This window comes from Streptomyces sennicomposti (genome assembly GCF_019890635.1).
In the GTDB taxonomy this organism is placed as follows: domain Bacteria; phylum Actinomycetota; class Actinomycetes; order Streptomycetales; family Streptomycetaceae; genus Streptomyces; species Streptomyces sennicomposti.
This window is the reverse complement of record NZ_JAIOAB010000032.1, coordinates 32,761-47,138: the sequence shown is the minus strand read 5'-3', so window position 1 is coordinate 47,138 and position 14,378 is coordinate 32,761. Positions and strand designations below refer to the sequence as shown.

The following is a 14,378-nucleotide window of genomic DNA, read 5'->3' as shown; positions in this document are numbered from 1 at the left end:
CGCCCCGCCCGGACCGGCGGGCGCGGTACGCCGTCAGCCCTCGCGGGAGACGTTCTCGGCCGCGAACATCCAGCGCTGCTTCTCCAGTTCGGCGGTGATGGAGATCAGCAGGTCCTGGGTGACCGGGTCGGGCTTGTCGGTCGCCTCGATGCGCTCGCGCAGCCGTACGATCGCGGCCTCCAGGGACTCGACCATCACCTGGACCACGTCGGAGTCGCGCACCCAGCCGTCCTTCGGGCCGGGCAGGGTGAACGCCGAGGCGATCGTCTCCGGCCGGCCGTCGGGGGAGACGCCGAGTGCGGCGGCGCGTTCGGCCACCGTGTCGGCGAACTCGCGGGCCGCGGACACGACTTCGTCCAGCTGCAGGTGGATGGAGCGGAACCGGGGGCCCACGATGTTCCAGTGCGCCTGCTTGCCGATCAGGGAAAGCCCGAGAAGATCCACGAGGGTGTTCTGCAACGCGTCCCCGGTGACCTGGAGGGCGGAGTCGGAAATCGTGCTCTTCACGACAGTCATACGGTGGTTCTCCTTGTGGCATCGTCTTGGGCGGTACGGAGCAGTGCGACGCGTTCCTCCTCGCACATCCCGCCCCACACACCCGCGGTCTGCGCGCTGCCGAGCGCGAAGGACAGACACTGGGTGAGCACGGGGCAGCGGGCACACACGCGCTTGGCCGCGGCGATCTCCCGCCGCGCCGGTCCGACGGCGCCCACGGGAAAGAACAGCTCGGGGTCCTCGCCCACGCAGGCGGCACTGCGCAACCACTCCATGGACGCGCGGGTGCCCGGTGCCGACGGCCGCAAACAGGGCGGACGTGCCCGGCGCCGGTCCGCGCGCCGGGCCGGCCGGGGAATCGCCCGGACCATGCCGACGTACCAGGCCTGGCCTGGCCGGAGGCCCGACTGACGCCGGGCGCGCCAGGCCGAGTCCGGACCCCGGCTCATGTCAGCGCGCCGGGCCCCGCACGGCCCCGGCCGGTGTCAGCGTGGCAGGCCGGGCACGGCCCCGGCTCATGTCAGCGCGCCGGGCCTGGTACGGCCCCCGGCCGGTGTCAGCGGGGCAGGACCCGGTCCAGGAATTCGGTCAGGTCCGCGAACACCTCGGCCCGGTTCGTCTCCTCGAACACCTCGTGCCGGGCGCCGGGATAGACGTGCTCCGTCAGGTCCCCGTCCGCCCCGGTCAGCCGCTCGACGCCGACCCGGCTCGCGGCGAGCGGGACCAGCCGGTCGTCGTCGCCGTGCAGCCACAGCACCGGCAGCGCCCCGACGCTCCCGCCCGCGGCCACGGTCTCGAGCGTCCGCTCGAACGCCTCCAGCGTCGGCCGCTTCATCGGCCCGTGCCACACCAGCGGGTCGGCCGCGTACGCCGCGCCGACCGCCGGGTCCCGGGACAGCGCGGCCGGGCTGACGGGCGTGTCCGGGATCTCGTCCAGGGCGAGCAGCCGGCCCGGCAGCTCCCAGTTCCCGACGACCGGCCCCGACAGCACCAGCGCGGTCAGCTCCTCGCCGTGGCGCTGGGCGTAGCGGGCGGAGATCAGCCCGCCCATGGAGTGCCCGACCAGCACCAGCGGCAGCCCCGGGTGCGCGGCCCGGACGAGGTCGGCGACCGTGTGCACATCGCTCACCACGTCCTCGAAGTCCGCCACGACCACCCGCTCACCGGCCGACCGGCCGTGGCCCGTGTGGTCGGGCGCGTACACCACCGCGCCGTGCGCCCCGAGGACGCCGGTCACCCCGGCGTAGCGTCCGCCGTGCTCGCCGTAGCCGTGGACGAGGAGGGCGGCGTAGCGCGGGCGGGGGTGCGGCCACTCGTGGACGTGGAGGGCGCCCCGGGTTCCGGCGAGGACGTGCGAGCGGGCGTCGGCCATGTCTTCCTCCTGCTGCGCGGCGGGCGCCCGGCGAGGGACCTTTTCCCGAGGGGCCGGACAGGGGGATCTTCCCAGGGGGCGGGTCCGAGGTCTATAGTCCAAAACTAGCAGTGCTAATTAATGATTGGCAGTGCCGGTGAATCATCCGTGCGAGGCCGTGTGAGCCGTCTGAGGAGTTCTGTCGTGCGCCCCGTCCACTTCGCGGCCGCCCGCCGCACCCCGATCGGCAAGCTGCGCGGGGCCCTGTCCGGCATCCGCCCCGACGACCTGGCCGCCCAGGTCGTCCGCGCGCTGGTCGCCGACGTGCCCGCGCTGGACCCGGCGCGCATCGACGACGTCTACTGGGGCGCCGCCAACCAGGCGGGCGAGGACAACCGCAACGTCGCCCGGATGGCCGTCCTGCTCGCCGGTCTGCCCGAGTCCGTGCCGGGCGCCACGGTCAACCGGCTGTGCGCCTCCGGTCTGGAGGCCGTCACCGCCGCCGCCCGCACCATCGCGGCGGGCGAGGCCGACGTCGTGCTCGCCGGCGGCTCCGAGTCCATGAGCCGCGCCCCCTTCGTCCTGCCCCGCCCCGACGAGGCACTGCCGCACCGGATGGAGACGTTCGACACCCGGCTCGGCTGGCGCCTGGTCAACCCGGCCATGAAGGACCTGCACGGCGTGCTGGCCATGGGCGAGACCGCCGAGGAGGTGGCGGCCCGGCACGGCATCGCCCGCGAACGCCAGGACGAGTTCGCGCTGCGCAGCCACCGGCTGGCCGCACAGGCCCGCAAGGACGGCCACTTCGACGACGAGCTGCTGCCCGTCGAGCGCCCCGACGGCACCGTCGTGGACAGCGACGAGTGCGTCCGCGAGGACACCTCCTACGACAAGCTGGCCCGCCTCAAGCCCGTCTTCCGCGCCGGCGGCACGGTCACCGCGGGCAACGCCTCCCCGATGAACGACGGCGCCGCCGGCCTCCTGCTGGTCAGCGAGGAGGCCCTGAACGACCTCGGCCTGGAGTCCCTCGGCCGCTACGTCGCCGGCGCCTCCGCGGGCGTCCACCCCGACGTGATGGGCCTCGGCCCGGTCCCCGCCACCCGCAAGGCGCTCGCCCGCGCGGGCTGGAGCGTCGGGGACGTCGAGGAGGCCGAGTTCAACGAGGCGTTCGCCGCCCAGGCCCTGGCCTGCGTCGACCAGCTCGGCATCGCCGAGGACCTGGTCAACCCGAGCGGCGGCGCGATCGCCCTCGGCCATCCGCTCGGCTGCTCCGGCGCCCGCATCCTGACCACGCTGCTGCACCGCATGCGCCGCACCGGCGCGGCCCGCGGCCTGGCCACGATGTGCGTCGGGGTCGGCCAGGGCACCGCCGTACTCGTCGAACAGCACTAGCCGCACATACTGGTACGTACAGGACCTGTACGTACCAGTATGTAGACCTGTACGTACCAGTATGTACAGCCCATACCCACGGGTACGTACGCCGACGGGGGCGTCCCACAAGGACCAGCACGACCACGAGCCGCAACGAAGCCGCACCAAAGGAAGTACCCCTCCATGGCAACCCTCTCCGTCGCCGCGATCCTCGCCGAGAACGCCAAGCGCCGCCCCGACCGCACCGCCCTGGTCGAAGGCGATCTGAGGCTCACCTTCGACCAGGTGTGGCGGCGGGCCCGCGCACAGGCCGGCGCCCTGGTGGAACTCGGCGTACGACCGGGGGACCGGGTCGCGCTGATGGCCCCGAACACCGCCGAGTTCCCGCTGGCGTACTACGCGATCGTCGCCGCCGGCGCGGTCGTCGTCCCGGTGCACCTGCTGCTGTCGGCGGCGGAGGTCGAGCACGTCCTGAAGGACAGCGGCGCCGGCCTGCTGCTGTGCCACCCGGCCCAGGCGGCCACGGGCGGCGCCGCCGCGGACGCCGTCGGGGTCCGGGTCGTCACCCTCGGCGCGGAGCTGGACAAGCTCGCCGCCGAGGCCGAACCGCTGCCGTCCTACCTCACCCGCGCCGCCGACGACCCGGCCGTCGTCTTCTACACCAGCGGCACCACCGGCGTCCCCAAGGGCGCCGTGCTCAGCCACTTCAACCTGGTGATGAACGCCACCGTCAACGCCTTCGACGCCAACGACATCCGCCCCGACGACATCGCGCTCGGCGCCCTGCCCCTCTTCCACGCCTTCGGCCAGACCGTCTCCATGAACTCCACCTGGCGGGCCGGGGCGACCCTCGTGCTGCTGCCCCGCTTCGACGCGGCGCGCGCCATCGAGCTGATGGTCAAGGAGGGCGTCAACACCTTCCACGGCGTGCCGACCATGTTCGTCTCGCTCGCCGCCGCGGCGGCCGACGCCGACACGCTGCCCGATTTGCGGGTGTGCGTGTCCGGCGGCGCCTCTCTGCCGGTCGCGGTGCTGGAACGCTTCGAGGCGGCGTTCGGGGCCACGATCTACGAGGGGTACGGCCTGTCCGAGACCTCCCCGACGGCCAGCGTGAACCAGCCCTGGTTCGGAACCAAGCCGGGCACCATCGGCCACCCGCTGTGGGGCGTGGACGTGGAGATCGCCCGCGCCGAGACCGAGGACCGCGTCGAACTGCTGCCGCCCGGCGAACTCGGCGAAGTCGTCATCCGCGGCCACAACGTCTTCTCCGGCTACCTCGGCCGCCCCGAGGCCACAGCCGAGGCGCTGGTCGACGGCTGGTTCCGCACCGGCGACCTCGGCACCAAGGACGACGAGGGCTTCCTCAGGATCGTCGACCGCAAGAAGGACGTGATCATCCGCGGCGGCTACAACGTCTATCCGCGCGAGGTCGAGGAGGTGCTGCTGCGCCACCCCGGCGTCGGCCAGGCGGCCGTCATCGGCCTGCCGGACGAACTGCACGGCGAGGAGGTGTGCGCGGTGATCGTCCCCGCGCCGGGCGCACCGGCCGACCCGGACGAGGTGACCGCGTGGTCCAAGGAGCGGCTGGGGCGGCACAAGTACCCGCGCCGCGTGGAGTTCGTGGACGCCCTGCCGCTCGGCCCGAGCATGAAGGTCCTCAAGCGCGAGCTGCGGGCCAGGTACGGGGCCTGAGGCGGTGACCGCGCCCCGGGAGGGGCGCGGGGAACCGCGCGCCCGGCCCCCACGGACCCGCACCCGGGACAGAGCGCCGAGGCGGGCGGCAGCCGTTCAGCCGCGCGAGGCGGAGCCCACCGGCACCTCGGAGTTCGCGGCGCGCTCCAGCGCCGCCCGCACCTGGTCGTAGCGCTGCACGTCCGACCAGACGTCGGTACGCCGCGAGCGCCCGGCGCAGCAACTCCACACGCTCGCCATGAACACGGTCGCCAACGGGATGAGCAGCCAGGTCAATGGGTCCAAGATCGTCCTCCCTTTCCCGTGCGGATCAGCGGGTACGGCGACGATGACATACATGATCAGTTCTACATATTTGTACGAGAAGCGACTTCCTGCTTTTCACTCATAAGGGTTCAGTGGGGCGCACCGAACGCCCGCAGGCCGCCGTACCGGAGGCGAGGCGACGGTCGGCGGCACGCCAAGTGATCGTTAAGATGGGCCGGTTGCCGCGACCCGGAAGCGGTGTCCGGCTGCCGCCGCGCCCGTCACCGGGGGCGCGGTCATGAGGGTGGGACTTCGGGGATTGAGGCGGTCTACGGGTGCTGGTGGCGGATCGGTACCGGCTGCACACGGTCATCGGGCGCGGCGGTATGGGCGAGGTCTGGCACGCCCAGGACGAGGTGCTCGGCCGGCCGGTCGCGGTCAAGGTGCTGCTGAACGACGTGGCCGACGCGTCGGCCGAGGCGCGGTTCCGGCTGGAGGCGCAGACCTCCGCCCGGCTCAACCACCCCAACGTCGTCGGCACCCTCGACTTCGGAACCTGGGAAGGCCGCTGCTTCCTCGTCATGGAACTGGTCGACGGCGGCAGCCTCGCCGCCGAGCTGACCGGCGGCGGCCCGCTGCACGCCGACCGGCTGGCCCAGGTCGCCCAGGAGGCCGCCGAAGGGCTCGCCGCCGCACACGAACAGGGCATCGTGCACCGCGACGTCAAGCCCGGCAACCTGCTGAGCGACCGCCACGGCACCATACGCATAGCCGACTTCGGCATCGCCCGCTTCGTGGACGACCCCTCCGCCGGCCTCACCACCACCGGCCAGATCGTCGGCACCGGCCTGTACCTGGCGCCCGAACGCGCCATCGGCACCCCGGCGTCCTCCGCCTCCGACATGTACTCGCTCGGCTGCGTCCTCTACCAGCTGGCCGTCGGCCACCCGCCCTTCGAGGCCGACACCCCGACCGCGCTGCTCTACCAGCACGTCGACGCCCCGCCCGTCCCGCCGCACCAGCGGGGCGCCGCGCTGCCGCCCGCCTTCGAGGCGTATCTGCTGAGTATGCTCGCCAAGCGCCCCGAGGACCGCCCCACCGCCCGGCAGGCGGCGGACTGGTTCCGCAGCGGCGCCTGGCGCGGCGCACCCGAACCGCTGCCGCCGGAGCTGCCGGACGCCGTCGAGCCGTACCGGCAGACGGGCCGGCGGAACACGGGACCCGGCCGCCACCGGGGCGCGCAGCAGCCGTCCGCCGGACCGGCGCTCCACCAGGGCGCCCCGGACCAAGGCCCCGCCACGCCCGCGACGTCCGGGCCGGACACCGGCTGGAGCACGAGCGTGCACCGGGTGGCCCCGCGCCGCCCGGGCGTGCGCACTTCGGTGCGCCGCCACTTCCGAGTCCTCGCCGTCCTCGGCGGCGCGGCCCTGTTCGTCTGCGCGCTGCTCCTCGGCATGAACCTGTTCTAGGAACGGTCCGGGTCCTGCGCCGGTCCGGGTCCTGCGCCGGTCCGGGTCCTGCAACGGTCCGGTTCCTGCAACGGTCCGGTTCCTGCACGGGTCCGGGTCCTGTGCCGGCCCGGTGCCTGGTCGCCTCCGGACCCTGGGAGTTCAGAGGTGTCGACGCCCCGGCGTCGGGCGTTACGCTCCGGGACATGCGGATCTCCGTCTCCTCCGACATGGACGAACCCGTGGCCCGAGCCCTGGTGGCCCGGTTGCGCGAACGCGGCCACGAGGTGATCACCCACGGCGCGCTGCGGCCCGGCGCCGACCCCCAGTGGGCGGCGTGCTCGCAGGCCGCGGCCCAGGACGTCGCCGACGGCCGGGCCGACCAGGCCGTGGTCTGCTGCTGGACCGGCACCGGCGCGTCCATCGCCGCCAACAAGGTGCCCGGCATACGCGCCGCCCTGTGCACCGACGCCTACACGGCCGACGGCGCACGCCGCTGGAACGACGCGAATGTCCTCGCCCTCGGCCTGCGTCTGACCTCCGAGCCGCTGCTGACCGAGATACTCGACGCCTGGTTCGCCGCCGAGCCGAGCCAGGACAGCGACGACCGGGAGAACGTCGCCCGGATCGCCCGCATGGACGCCCGCAGGGACGAGGACCGTACGGGGCGTTCGTAGGGTCCTGGGGCTGCGGGGCTGCGGGGCTGCGGGGCTGCGGGGCTGGGGGGCTGTGGGCTAGAGGGCGGCGGGCCTGCGGGGCCGTGGAGCTACAGGCTTGCGGGTCCTTGCGGATTTACGAAGGTCCGCCGGCCGTCCCGGCGCGTACGACGTGGGTCAGCGCGTCCCCGCGGAACAGCGCGTGCCCGGCCGCGATCCGCCGCGCGCGCTCCGGGCCGTCCGTCGTGAGGCGGGACAGGGACCGCAGCAGGGCGGCCTCGTCCGGGGCGTGGTCGGACACCCCGAGTGCCGCCATCCGGCGTACGCCCTCCGCGCCGTGCCCGGGCAGCGGCCGGTATCCGACGACCGGCAGCGACGCGGCGAGGGCCTGCACGGCGGTCTGCCCGGCCGCGTTGTCCACCAGGGCGGCGCACGCGCGCAGCAGTTCCGGCATGTCCGTCACCCAGCCGGGGGTGAGGACGCCGGGCACGGCGGACAGGGCGCGGCGCAGCCGCTCGTTGCGCCCGCACAGCACGACCGGCAGAAAACCGTGCCCGGCCAGCAGCCGGGCGGTGCCCGCCAGATCCGCCCCCGCGCCCCAGGCGCCCGCCGACAGCAGCACGGCGGGCCGCCCACCACCGAACCGCTCGAACCGGTCCGGCCACCCGGCCGACCCGCCCGCCCCAGCCCACGACCCGCCCGCCCCAGCCCAGGACGCCCCCGACCCGACCGCCCCCGACCCGACCGTCCCAGCCTCCGACGCCCCCGGCTCGACACCACCCGACCCGGCCGCCCCCGGCCCGGTGCCGAAGAAGTCCGGAGCCACCACCGGACCCGGCGCCTCCGCCGGTCGGCCGAGCGCGCTGCGCACCTCGTCGGCGGCCTCGTCCGTGACGCACAGATGCAGGTCGTTGCCCGGATGGAGCCACTGCCGGTGCACCGCGAAGTCCACCACGACCACCGCACTGGGCACCCGCAGCGCCCCGCGGGCCCGCAGATGCCCGGTCAGCTGCGCCGCCAGATGGAAGACGGGCACGACGACGTCCGCGCGCGTCTCGCGCACCAGCCGCAGCAGCCGGCCGCTCGCCAGCCGGGCCAGCGGGGTGCCGCTCGGCCGGGGGCGGGTGCCCGGCCTCAGGAAGAAGTCGTAGATGCCCGCGTAGACCCATGGACAGTGCCGGACGGCGGTCTGGTAGAAACCGCGCAGTCCGTCCCCCAGGCCGTACGGCAGCAGGGCCAGCACATCGACGACCTGCGCCTCCTTGCCGGCGGCGCGGGCCCGGCGCGCCAGCTCCGCGGCCACCGTGTCATGTCCCGAGCCCATGCTCGCGCTGACGATCAGCAGCCGTGCGGCCTCCGAGTCGGACGACTGGTCGTACGCCTGTTCCCTCCGGGGGCCCCGGGCGGCGGGCAGGGGTGGCGGCGCGGGTGTTTGGGACGACACTGGAAGTGAGTAACCCTCACCCAGCGCAGTCAAACGAACAGCCCCGCAACCCCGACCGTTCCAGCGTTTCGGTTCCGGCCCCCGGGATACCTCACCCCCGGCACGGCCGTCCCGGACCGCCGGGGCCGCACCGGCGGCCCACGGTCACCGTCGACCCAGAGGTGCGCTCCGATGTCCCAAGCCCCTTCCCGCGTCCGGTCAGGCTCCAGGACCCCGGTCGAGGCCCCGGCGGCGGCGCGCACCTCGCGCCGCCACGCGGCCGACGGCACACCGCTCGGCGGGGGCGCGCTCGTGACCGGCGCCTCCTCAGGGATCGGCGCGGCCGTCGCCCGCCGGCTCGCCGCGGAGGGCGGCTGGCACCTGGTCCTCAACGGACGCGACCGCACCCGACTGGAGGAAGTCGCCCGGGGCACCTCCGCGCTCGCCTATCCGGCGGATCTGTCCGGGCCGGACGCCGAGCACCGGCTCGCCGAGTTCGCACTGGACAGCGTCGGCCGGGTGGACCTGCTGGTGGCCGGCGCGGGCATCGGCTGGGCCGGACCGTTCCACACCATGCCGCAGCACACCATCGACGAGATGTTCGACGTCAACGTCCTCGCCACCCTGCGGCTCGTACGGCTGCTGCTGCCCGCCATGGTCGGCCAGGGCGCCGGCCGCGTGGTCATCATCGGCTCCCTGGCGGGCACGGTCGGGGTGCGCGACGAGGCGGTCTACTCCGCCACCAAGGCCGCGCTGAGCGCCTTCGCCGACGCCGTGCGCTACGAACTGCGGGGCACCGGGGTGGGCATCAGCCATGTCGTGCCCGGCGTCGTGGACACCCCGTTCTTCGACCGCCGCGGCGTGCCCTACCGGCGCTCCCGGCCCAAGCCCGTCCCGGCCGGCCGGGTCGCCGACGCGGTGTGGGAGGCGGTCGCGCGCGGCCGGGACGAGGTGTACGTGCCCGGCTGGACGCGGGTCCCCGGCCGGGTGCGCGGCGCGGCCCCCGCCCTGTACCGCCGGCTCGCCTCGCGCTTCGGCTGAGAGGAGCGGGGTGAACGCGCTCACCGTCCTCCTCGCCCTGCTCGCCGCCTGCGCCAACGCCGCCGCCTCGGTCCTGATGCGGCGCGCGGCGATGGAGCCGGGGCAGGGGCATGCGGCGACGGAACCGAAGGACGACCCGGACGGTCCGGACGGTCCGGACAGTGCTGACGAGCCGTCCGGCCCGTCCCGTCGTGATCGGCGGCTGTCGTGGCTGGCCGGGGCCGGGCTGCTGGCCGGGTCCGCCGTGGCGCAGGCCGCCGCGCTCGCCGTGGGGAGCCTCTCGGTCGTCCAGCCGTTGCTGGCGAGCGAACTGCTGTTCATGCTCGCCATCGGCGGGGCCGCCTTCCACCGCCGCCCGGGCCGGACCACCTGGCTGTCCTTCCTGGCGCTGGCCGCAGGCCTCGCCCTCTTTCTCGGCGCCGCCGCCCCGTCCGCCGGGCGGGCCACCGCCGACGCGTCCCGCTGGTTCCCGGTCGCCGTGGGCGTGGGATGCGCGGTGCTCGTCCTGGCCGTGGTCGCAAGGTTCGTCCGCGCCGCGCCCCGGGCCGCCGTCCTCGGCGTGGCCTCCGCCGTGCTGTTCGCGGCGACGGCCGCGCTCCTGAAGGAGGTCACGGGACGTATTCCCGAGGGCCCGGCGGCACTGGCGGCGCACTGGACGACGTACGCCACCGCCGTCACCGGCCTCGCCGCCTTCGGGCTGCTCCAGTGCGCCTTCCGCGCCGGCACCCTGGTCGCCTCCCAGCCCGCGCTCACCCTGGGGGACGCGCTGACCAGCACGGCGCTCGGCTGGGCGCTGTTCGGGGAGCACATCGCGCTGGGCGCGCGCGTCCTGCCCGAGGCGGCCGGCGTCGCCCTGATCGCGGCGGGCACGGTCGGCCTGGCCCGCTGCCCCGAGGTCTCGGGCGAGTGGGACGCCCGACCCGCGCCGACCTCTCGCCCCGTGGCCGGGCGGGACGGACGACGCCGCGAAGCACCGGCCGCGACCGAGAGCACCCGAGCGACACCCGAACGGGCCTGAACGACATCCGAACGGACCTGAACGACATCCGAACAGCCCGGACCGGCACCGAAGAAGCCCGGACCGGAACAGAGAAGCCCGGAAACCGGAACAGAGAGCCCGGACCGGAGCAGTGAAGTTCCGACTGGAACAGCGAAGCTCCGACCGGAGCGGAGCAGAGGGGAGCAGACAGTGGGAGGAACAGCACCGGGCGGCGGCACCGCGCGGACGGTCGCGGCGGCCCTGGCGCCGCTCGCCGCCGTCATCGCCGCGCACATCGTCCCGGCCGCCACCTGGCTGCCCCGCTTCCGCTCCGTCTGCCTTCCGCGCCTGGCCGGCCTCGGCCACCCGGCTCATGTGGCGCTCACCTTCGACGACGGCCCCGATCCCGCGTCCACGCCCCGTTTCCTGGACGAACTCGACCGGCTCGGCGTGTGCGCCACCTTCTTCGTCCTCGGTGAGAGCGCCGTCCGCCATCCGGAACTCACCCGGGACATCGCCGGGCGGGGCCACGAACTCGGCGTGCACGGCTGGACCCACAGCCGCCCCTGGCTGCCCGCACCCGGCCGCGACCTCAGGGAGACCGCGCGGGCGGTGCGCGCCGTGCACGAGGTCACGGGGACCCGCCCGGTCTGGTACCGGCCGCCCTACGGCATCCTCACCGGCGGCCGCTGGGCGGCGGCCCGGCGGCTCGGTCTGCGTCCGGTGCTGTGGACCGCCTGGGGCCGGGACTGGACGGCGGAGGCCACGCCCGCCTCGGTCGAGGCCACGCTCGGTGCGGACGTGCGCGGCGGCGGCACGGTCCTGCTGCACGACTCCGACCGGGCCTCCGCGCCCGGCTGCTGGCACGCGGCCCTCGGCGCGCTGCCCGCCCTGGTGACCGCCTGCCGCGACGCCGGCTGGGAGGTGGGCCCGCTGTCCGACCACGAGGTCGGCCGGAACCGGCCCGCACGGACCCCCGACCGGCGGCCGCACCGGCATGAGATCCAGCACCACACACCCCACGCGGCCACACCCGCGGCCGAGCCGTGCTGACACGGGACGCGACGCGCAGCAGACACCCGCCAGGCCGCGCCCGGCGTCCGGCATCAGGGAAAGCCGACCACCGACCCGCGTCCGGCGCTTCCGGCCCCCGGAAGACCCGACACGCACCCGACGGCCGCCCCGCCCCCTACCCCTCCCGCGTCCCCACGCCGTACTGCTTACGCCTTTTACTCCGCCGGCCGTTACTCCTTCGGCCGACGGCGCAGCAGATAGGTGTCCATGACCCACCCCTTCCGCTCCCGCGCCTCCGCGCGCAGCCGCTCGATCCGGGGGCCCGCCTCCGCGATCGGCCCCGAGACGAGGATCTCGTCCGGGGTGCCGATGTAGGCGCCCCAGTAGATGTCGATGTCCTGATCGGCGTACCGCCGGAAGACCTGGTGGGCGTCGAGCATCACCACCACGTCGTCCACGCCCTCCGGGAACCCCTCCGCCAGCCGCCGTCCCGTGGTGATCTGCACCGGCCGGGCGACCCGGTTCAGCCCCGTACGGTGCCGGGCCACCAGCGCGGAGACGCTGCTGATGCCGGGCACGACGTCGTACTCGAACGCCACCGAGCCCCGGTCCAGCACCTCCTCCAGAATCCCGAGCGTGCTGTCGTACAGGGACGGATCGCCCCACACCAGGAACGCGCCGCGCCCGTTCGCGTCCAGTTCCCCGGCGATCAGCCGCTCGTAGACATCCGCGCGGGCGCTGCGCCAGTCCCCGACGGCGGGGGAGTAGCCGGCGCCGTCCGCCGCCCGGTCCCGCTCCGGGTCCCGGGCCTCGACCACGCGGTACGTCCCCGCCGGCACATGCGCCTCCAGGATGTCCCGGCGCAGCTGTACGAGGTCCGACTTCACCTCGCCCTTGTCCAGGACGAAGAACACGTCCGTGTCGCGCAGCGCCCTGACCGCCTGGAGGGTGAGCTGGTCGGGGTCGCCCGCACCGATGCCGATGACATGGATCTTTCGCACGCCCCGAGTCTGCCGTACGGCGCGGACGGGGCGTACACCGGTGCGGCACCGACCGCGAGACGCTCCCGCCCGCTCGGCCCCGGGGGAACCGTCAGCCGCCGGAGCCGCCGGAGCCGCCGGAGCCGCCGGAAGTGCCAGAGCCACTGGAGTCGCCGGAAGTGCCCGAGCCGCCGCGCAGCCGGGGCGCCCGCGCGGCCGCGTCCACGGTCCCGGCGGTGCCGTCCTCGACGGCGTCCGCCAGCTCCCGGGCCCAGGCGACCAGCCCGCCCGTGTCCATGCCGTGCGGAGCGCGCACCCCGGTCTCCGCCGTCCACTGCGTCACCGCTCCCGCCCCGCGCCGCAGCAGCCGGGCGCCGCCGGTGGTGTTGCCGCGGGCCGCGTGGGTGAGCCCGACGGCCAGCTGCGCCAGCCCGCGCCACAGGGTGCGCTCGATCTCCGGACCCGACTTCCAGGCGTCCTCGAAGACCTCGTGCGCGTGGAACGGCCGCCCTGCGTCCAGCAGCGCCTGCGCCTCGGCCACCGTCTCCGGAGGCGTGCGCACCACCCCCTCGGGCTGCCGGGGTACGCCGTCGGCGCCGTAGGGCAGGGGGCGCCCGAGTCCGTCGCGCGGCCGGGCGTTGCGCGCCCGCCCCTCGCCGTCCCGGTCCCGCGCGCCGTCGGGCCGCCTGGAGGATGTGCTGCTCATACGCCGATTGTCCCCCTGGCCCCGCGCCCCTTTCGGCCCGGCCCCGGACGTGCGGTAAAGTGACGTTCGCGCGATCACGCGGTTCACCCCGCCGTGACCGCGACGGGACGTGGCGCAGCTTGGTAGCGCACTTGACTGGGGGTCAAGGGGTCGCAGGTTCAAATCCTGTCGTCCCGACTCGTGAGAGTCGTAGTCCAGGGCCGGTTTCGGAGAAATCCGAGACCGGCCTTCGCTTTTTCCCGGGCTGGTGGTTTTCGGATCGGCGGGGAAATCCCGTACGCGGCTGGCCGAAATTGCTCGGTCGCGCGCCGAGCATCGGTGATTGCTCGGCGGGGAACGGCGACGGAACCGACGGGAATGCCGGAAGGAATCGCGGAAGTGACCGAGGGGCGGCCGAAGCGAATCGGCGGGTGATTCGACGGGGAAACCGGCGGGAAACAGGCGGTGACCGGTGACCCCCTCGAACCACCCGGCGGATCACGACGCCGCGGCCTGTTCCCCGGCCCGCCGGTCGTAGTCGGCGCGGGCCGCGGCGATCTCGCTCTGATGCTCCTCGGTCCAGACGACGAGGCTGCGGATCGTGTCGTGCAGCGTGGTCCCGAGCGGCGTCAACTCGTAGTCGACGCGCGGCGGCACCACCGGGTGCACGGTACGTCTGACCAGGCCGTCGCGTTCCAGCTGGCGCAGTGTCACGGTGAGCATGCGCTGGCTGATCCCCTCGATCAGCCGGCGCAGCTCGCTGAAGCGCAGGGTGCGGCGCTCCAGCAGCGCGATCACCAGCAGGGACCACTTGTCCGCCACCCGGTCCAGGATCTGCCGCACCTCACAGCCCTGACGGGCGTCCCACTGCATCACCTCGTAGTCGTCGGTATCCGCGCAGTCAGTCGGTGACTTCAAAGTGCCTTCTTCCATGGCCAGGGAGCCTGCCCGATGATTCCAGTGGTTACAAGAGGGAACCGCCTCCGACTCCTTC

General features: G+C 74.3%; 15 protein-coding genes and 1 tRNA gene. 8 read left to right on the top strand and 8 right to left on the bottom strand.

The annotated features are described in order from the left end of the window. Nucleotides 1-33: 33 nt before the first annotated feature. The 3 genes from K7787_RS18925 to K7787_RS18915 all read right to left on the bottom strand — a co-directional run bounded on the left by K7787_RS18925 (nucleotide 34) and on the right by K7787_RS18915 (nucleotide 1,867). Nucleotides 34-516 (bottom strand): Dps family protein, encoded by a 483-nt coding sequence (locus K7787_RS18925; RefSeq protein ID WP_019985535.1) that lies wholly within the window; start codon nucleotides 514-516, stop codon nucleotides 34-36. After that, the gene (locus tag K7787_RS18920) at nucleotides 513-770 is read right to left on the bottom strand and encodes a WhiB family transcriptional regulator (RefSeq protein WP_164388582.1); all 258 of its coding nucleotides are present in this window, start codon (nucleotides 768-770) and stop codon (nucleotides 513-515) included. Before K7787_RS18920 ends, K7787_RS18925 begins: the two co-directional genes overlap by 4 nt. 281 nt (nucleotides 771-1,051) lie before the next feature. Next, nucleotides 1,052-1,867, bottom strand: a complete 816-nt coding sequence (locus K7787_RS18915; RefSeq protein WP_223002281.1) for an alpha/beta hydrolase — start codon at nucleotides 1,865-1,867, stop codon at nucleotides 1,052-1,054. 183 nt (nucleotides 1,868-2,050) lie between these two features. Between K7787_RS18915 and K7787_RS18910 the strand changes: the two genes are divergently transcribed. Continuing rightward, entirely contained in the window at nucleotides 2,051-3,238 is a 1,188-nt protein-coding gene (locus K7787_RS18910) for a thiolase family protein (RefSeq protein WP_223002280.1), read from the top strand. Between the two features lie 165 nt (nucleotides 3,239-3,403). Next, the gene (locus K7787_RS18905) at nucleotides 3,404-4,912 is read left to right on the top strand and encodes a long-chain-fatty-acid--CoA ligase (RefSeq protein WP_223002279.1); all 1,509 of its coding nucleotides are present in this window, start codon (nucleotides 3,404-3,406) and stop codon (nucleotides 4,910-4,912) included. A 96-nt stretch (nucleotides 4,913-5,008) separates the two neighbouring features. Here the strand turns inward: K7787_RS18905 and K7787_RS18900 are convergent, their stop codons facing one another. Next, nucleotides 5,009-5,197, bottom strand: coding sequence for a hypothetical protein (locus tag K7787_RS18900; RefSeq protein WP_037726222.1), 189 nt, complete (start codon nucleotides 5,195-5,197; stop codon nucleotides 5,009-5,011). A gap of 296 nt (nucleotides 5,198-5,493) precedes the next feature. Between K7787_RS18900 and K7787_RS18895 the strand changes: the two genes are divergently transcribed. Continuing rightward, entirely contained in the window at nucleotides 5,494-6,627 is a 1,134-nt protein-coding gene (locus tag K7787_RS18895; protein ID WP_223002278.1) for a serine/threonine-protein kinase, read from the top strand. 185 nt (nucleotides 6,628-6,812) lie between these two features. Then, on the top strand, nucleotides 6,813-7,283 hold the full coding sequence (locus K7787_RS18890) for an RpiB/LacA/LacB family sugar-phosphate isomerase (RefSeq protein ID WP_164391239.1): 471 nt from the start codon (nucleotides 6,813-6,815) through the stop codon (nucleotides 7,281-7,283). Nucleotides 7,284-7,398: 115 nt separating this feature from the next. Here the strand turns inward: K7787_RS18890 and K7787_RS18885 are convergent, their stop codons facing one another. Then, nucleotides 7,399-8,586, bottom strand: a complete 1,188-nt coding sequence (locus K7787_RS18885; protein WP_223002300.1) for an MGDG synthase family glycosyltransferase — start codon at nucleotides 8,584-8,586, stop codon at nucleotides 7,399-7,401. A 291-nt stretch (nucleotides 8,587-8,877) separates the two neighbouring features. On the opposite strand from K7787_RS18885, the gene K7787_RS18880 reads away from it, so the two are divergent. The 3 genes from K7787_RS18880 (at nucleotide 8,878) to K7787_RS18870 (ending at nucleotide 11,758) form a co-directional block, all read left to right on the top strand. Continuing rightward, nucleotides 8,878-9,726, top strand: a complete 849-nt coding sequence (locus K7787_RS18880) for an SDR family NAD(P)-dependent oxidoreductase (RefSeq protein WP_223002277.1) — start codon at nucleotides 8,878-8,880, stop codon at nucleotides 9,724-9,726. A 10-nt stretch (nucleotides 9,727-9,736) separates the two neighbouring features. Then, nucleotides 9,737-10,744, top strand: a complete 1,008-nt coding sequence (locus K7787_RS18875) for a DMT family transporter (protein WP_223002276.1) — start codon at nucleotides 9,737-9,739, stop codon at nucleotides 10,742-10,744. Between the two features lie 171 nt (nucleotides 10,745-10,915). Continuing rightward, entirely contained in the window at nucleotides 10,916-11,758 is an 843-nt protein-coding gene (locus K7787_RS18870) for a polysaccharide deacetylase family protein (protein WP_223002275.1), read from the top strand. A 191-nt stretch (nucleotides 11,759-11,949) separates the two neighbouring features. On the opposite strand, the gene cobF is transcribed toward K7787_RS18870, so the two are convergent. Next, nucleotides 11,950-12,720: a precorrin-6A synthase (deacetylating) gene (gene cobF / locus K7787_RS18865; protein WP_223002274.1), complete on the bottom strand. Its 771-nt coding sequence runs from the start codon at nucleotides 12,718-12,720 to the stop codon at nucleotides 11,950-11,952. A 91-nt stretch (nucleotides 12,721-12,811) separates the two neighbouring features. Then, on the bottom strand, nucleotides 12,812-13,405 hold the full coding sequence (locus K7787_RS18860; RefSeq protein WP_223002273.1) for a DUF309 domain-containing protein: 594 nt from the start codon (nucleotides 13,403-13,405) through the stop codon (nucleotides 12,812-12,814). A gap of 103 nt (nucleotides 13,406-13,508) precedes the next feature. On the opposite strand from K7787_RS18860, the gene K7787_RS18855 reads away from it, so the two are divergent. Next, nucleotides 13,509-13,582: transfer RNA gene (locus K7787_RS18855), tRNA-Pro, on the top strand. Between the two features lie 300 nt (nucleotides 13,583-13,882). Here the strand turns inward: K7787_RS18855 and K7787_RS18850 are convergent. Next, nucleotides 13,883-14,317 (bottom strand): winged helix-turn-helix transcriptional regulator, encoded by a 435-nt coding sequence (locus K7787_RS18850; protein ID WP_223002272.1) that lies wholly within the window; start codon nucleotides 14,315-14,317, stop codon nucleotides 13,883-13,885. Nucleotides 14,318-14,378 lie beyond the last annotated feature (61 nt).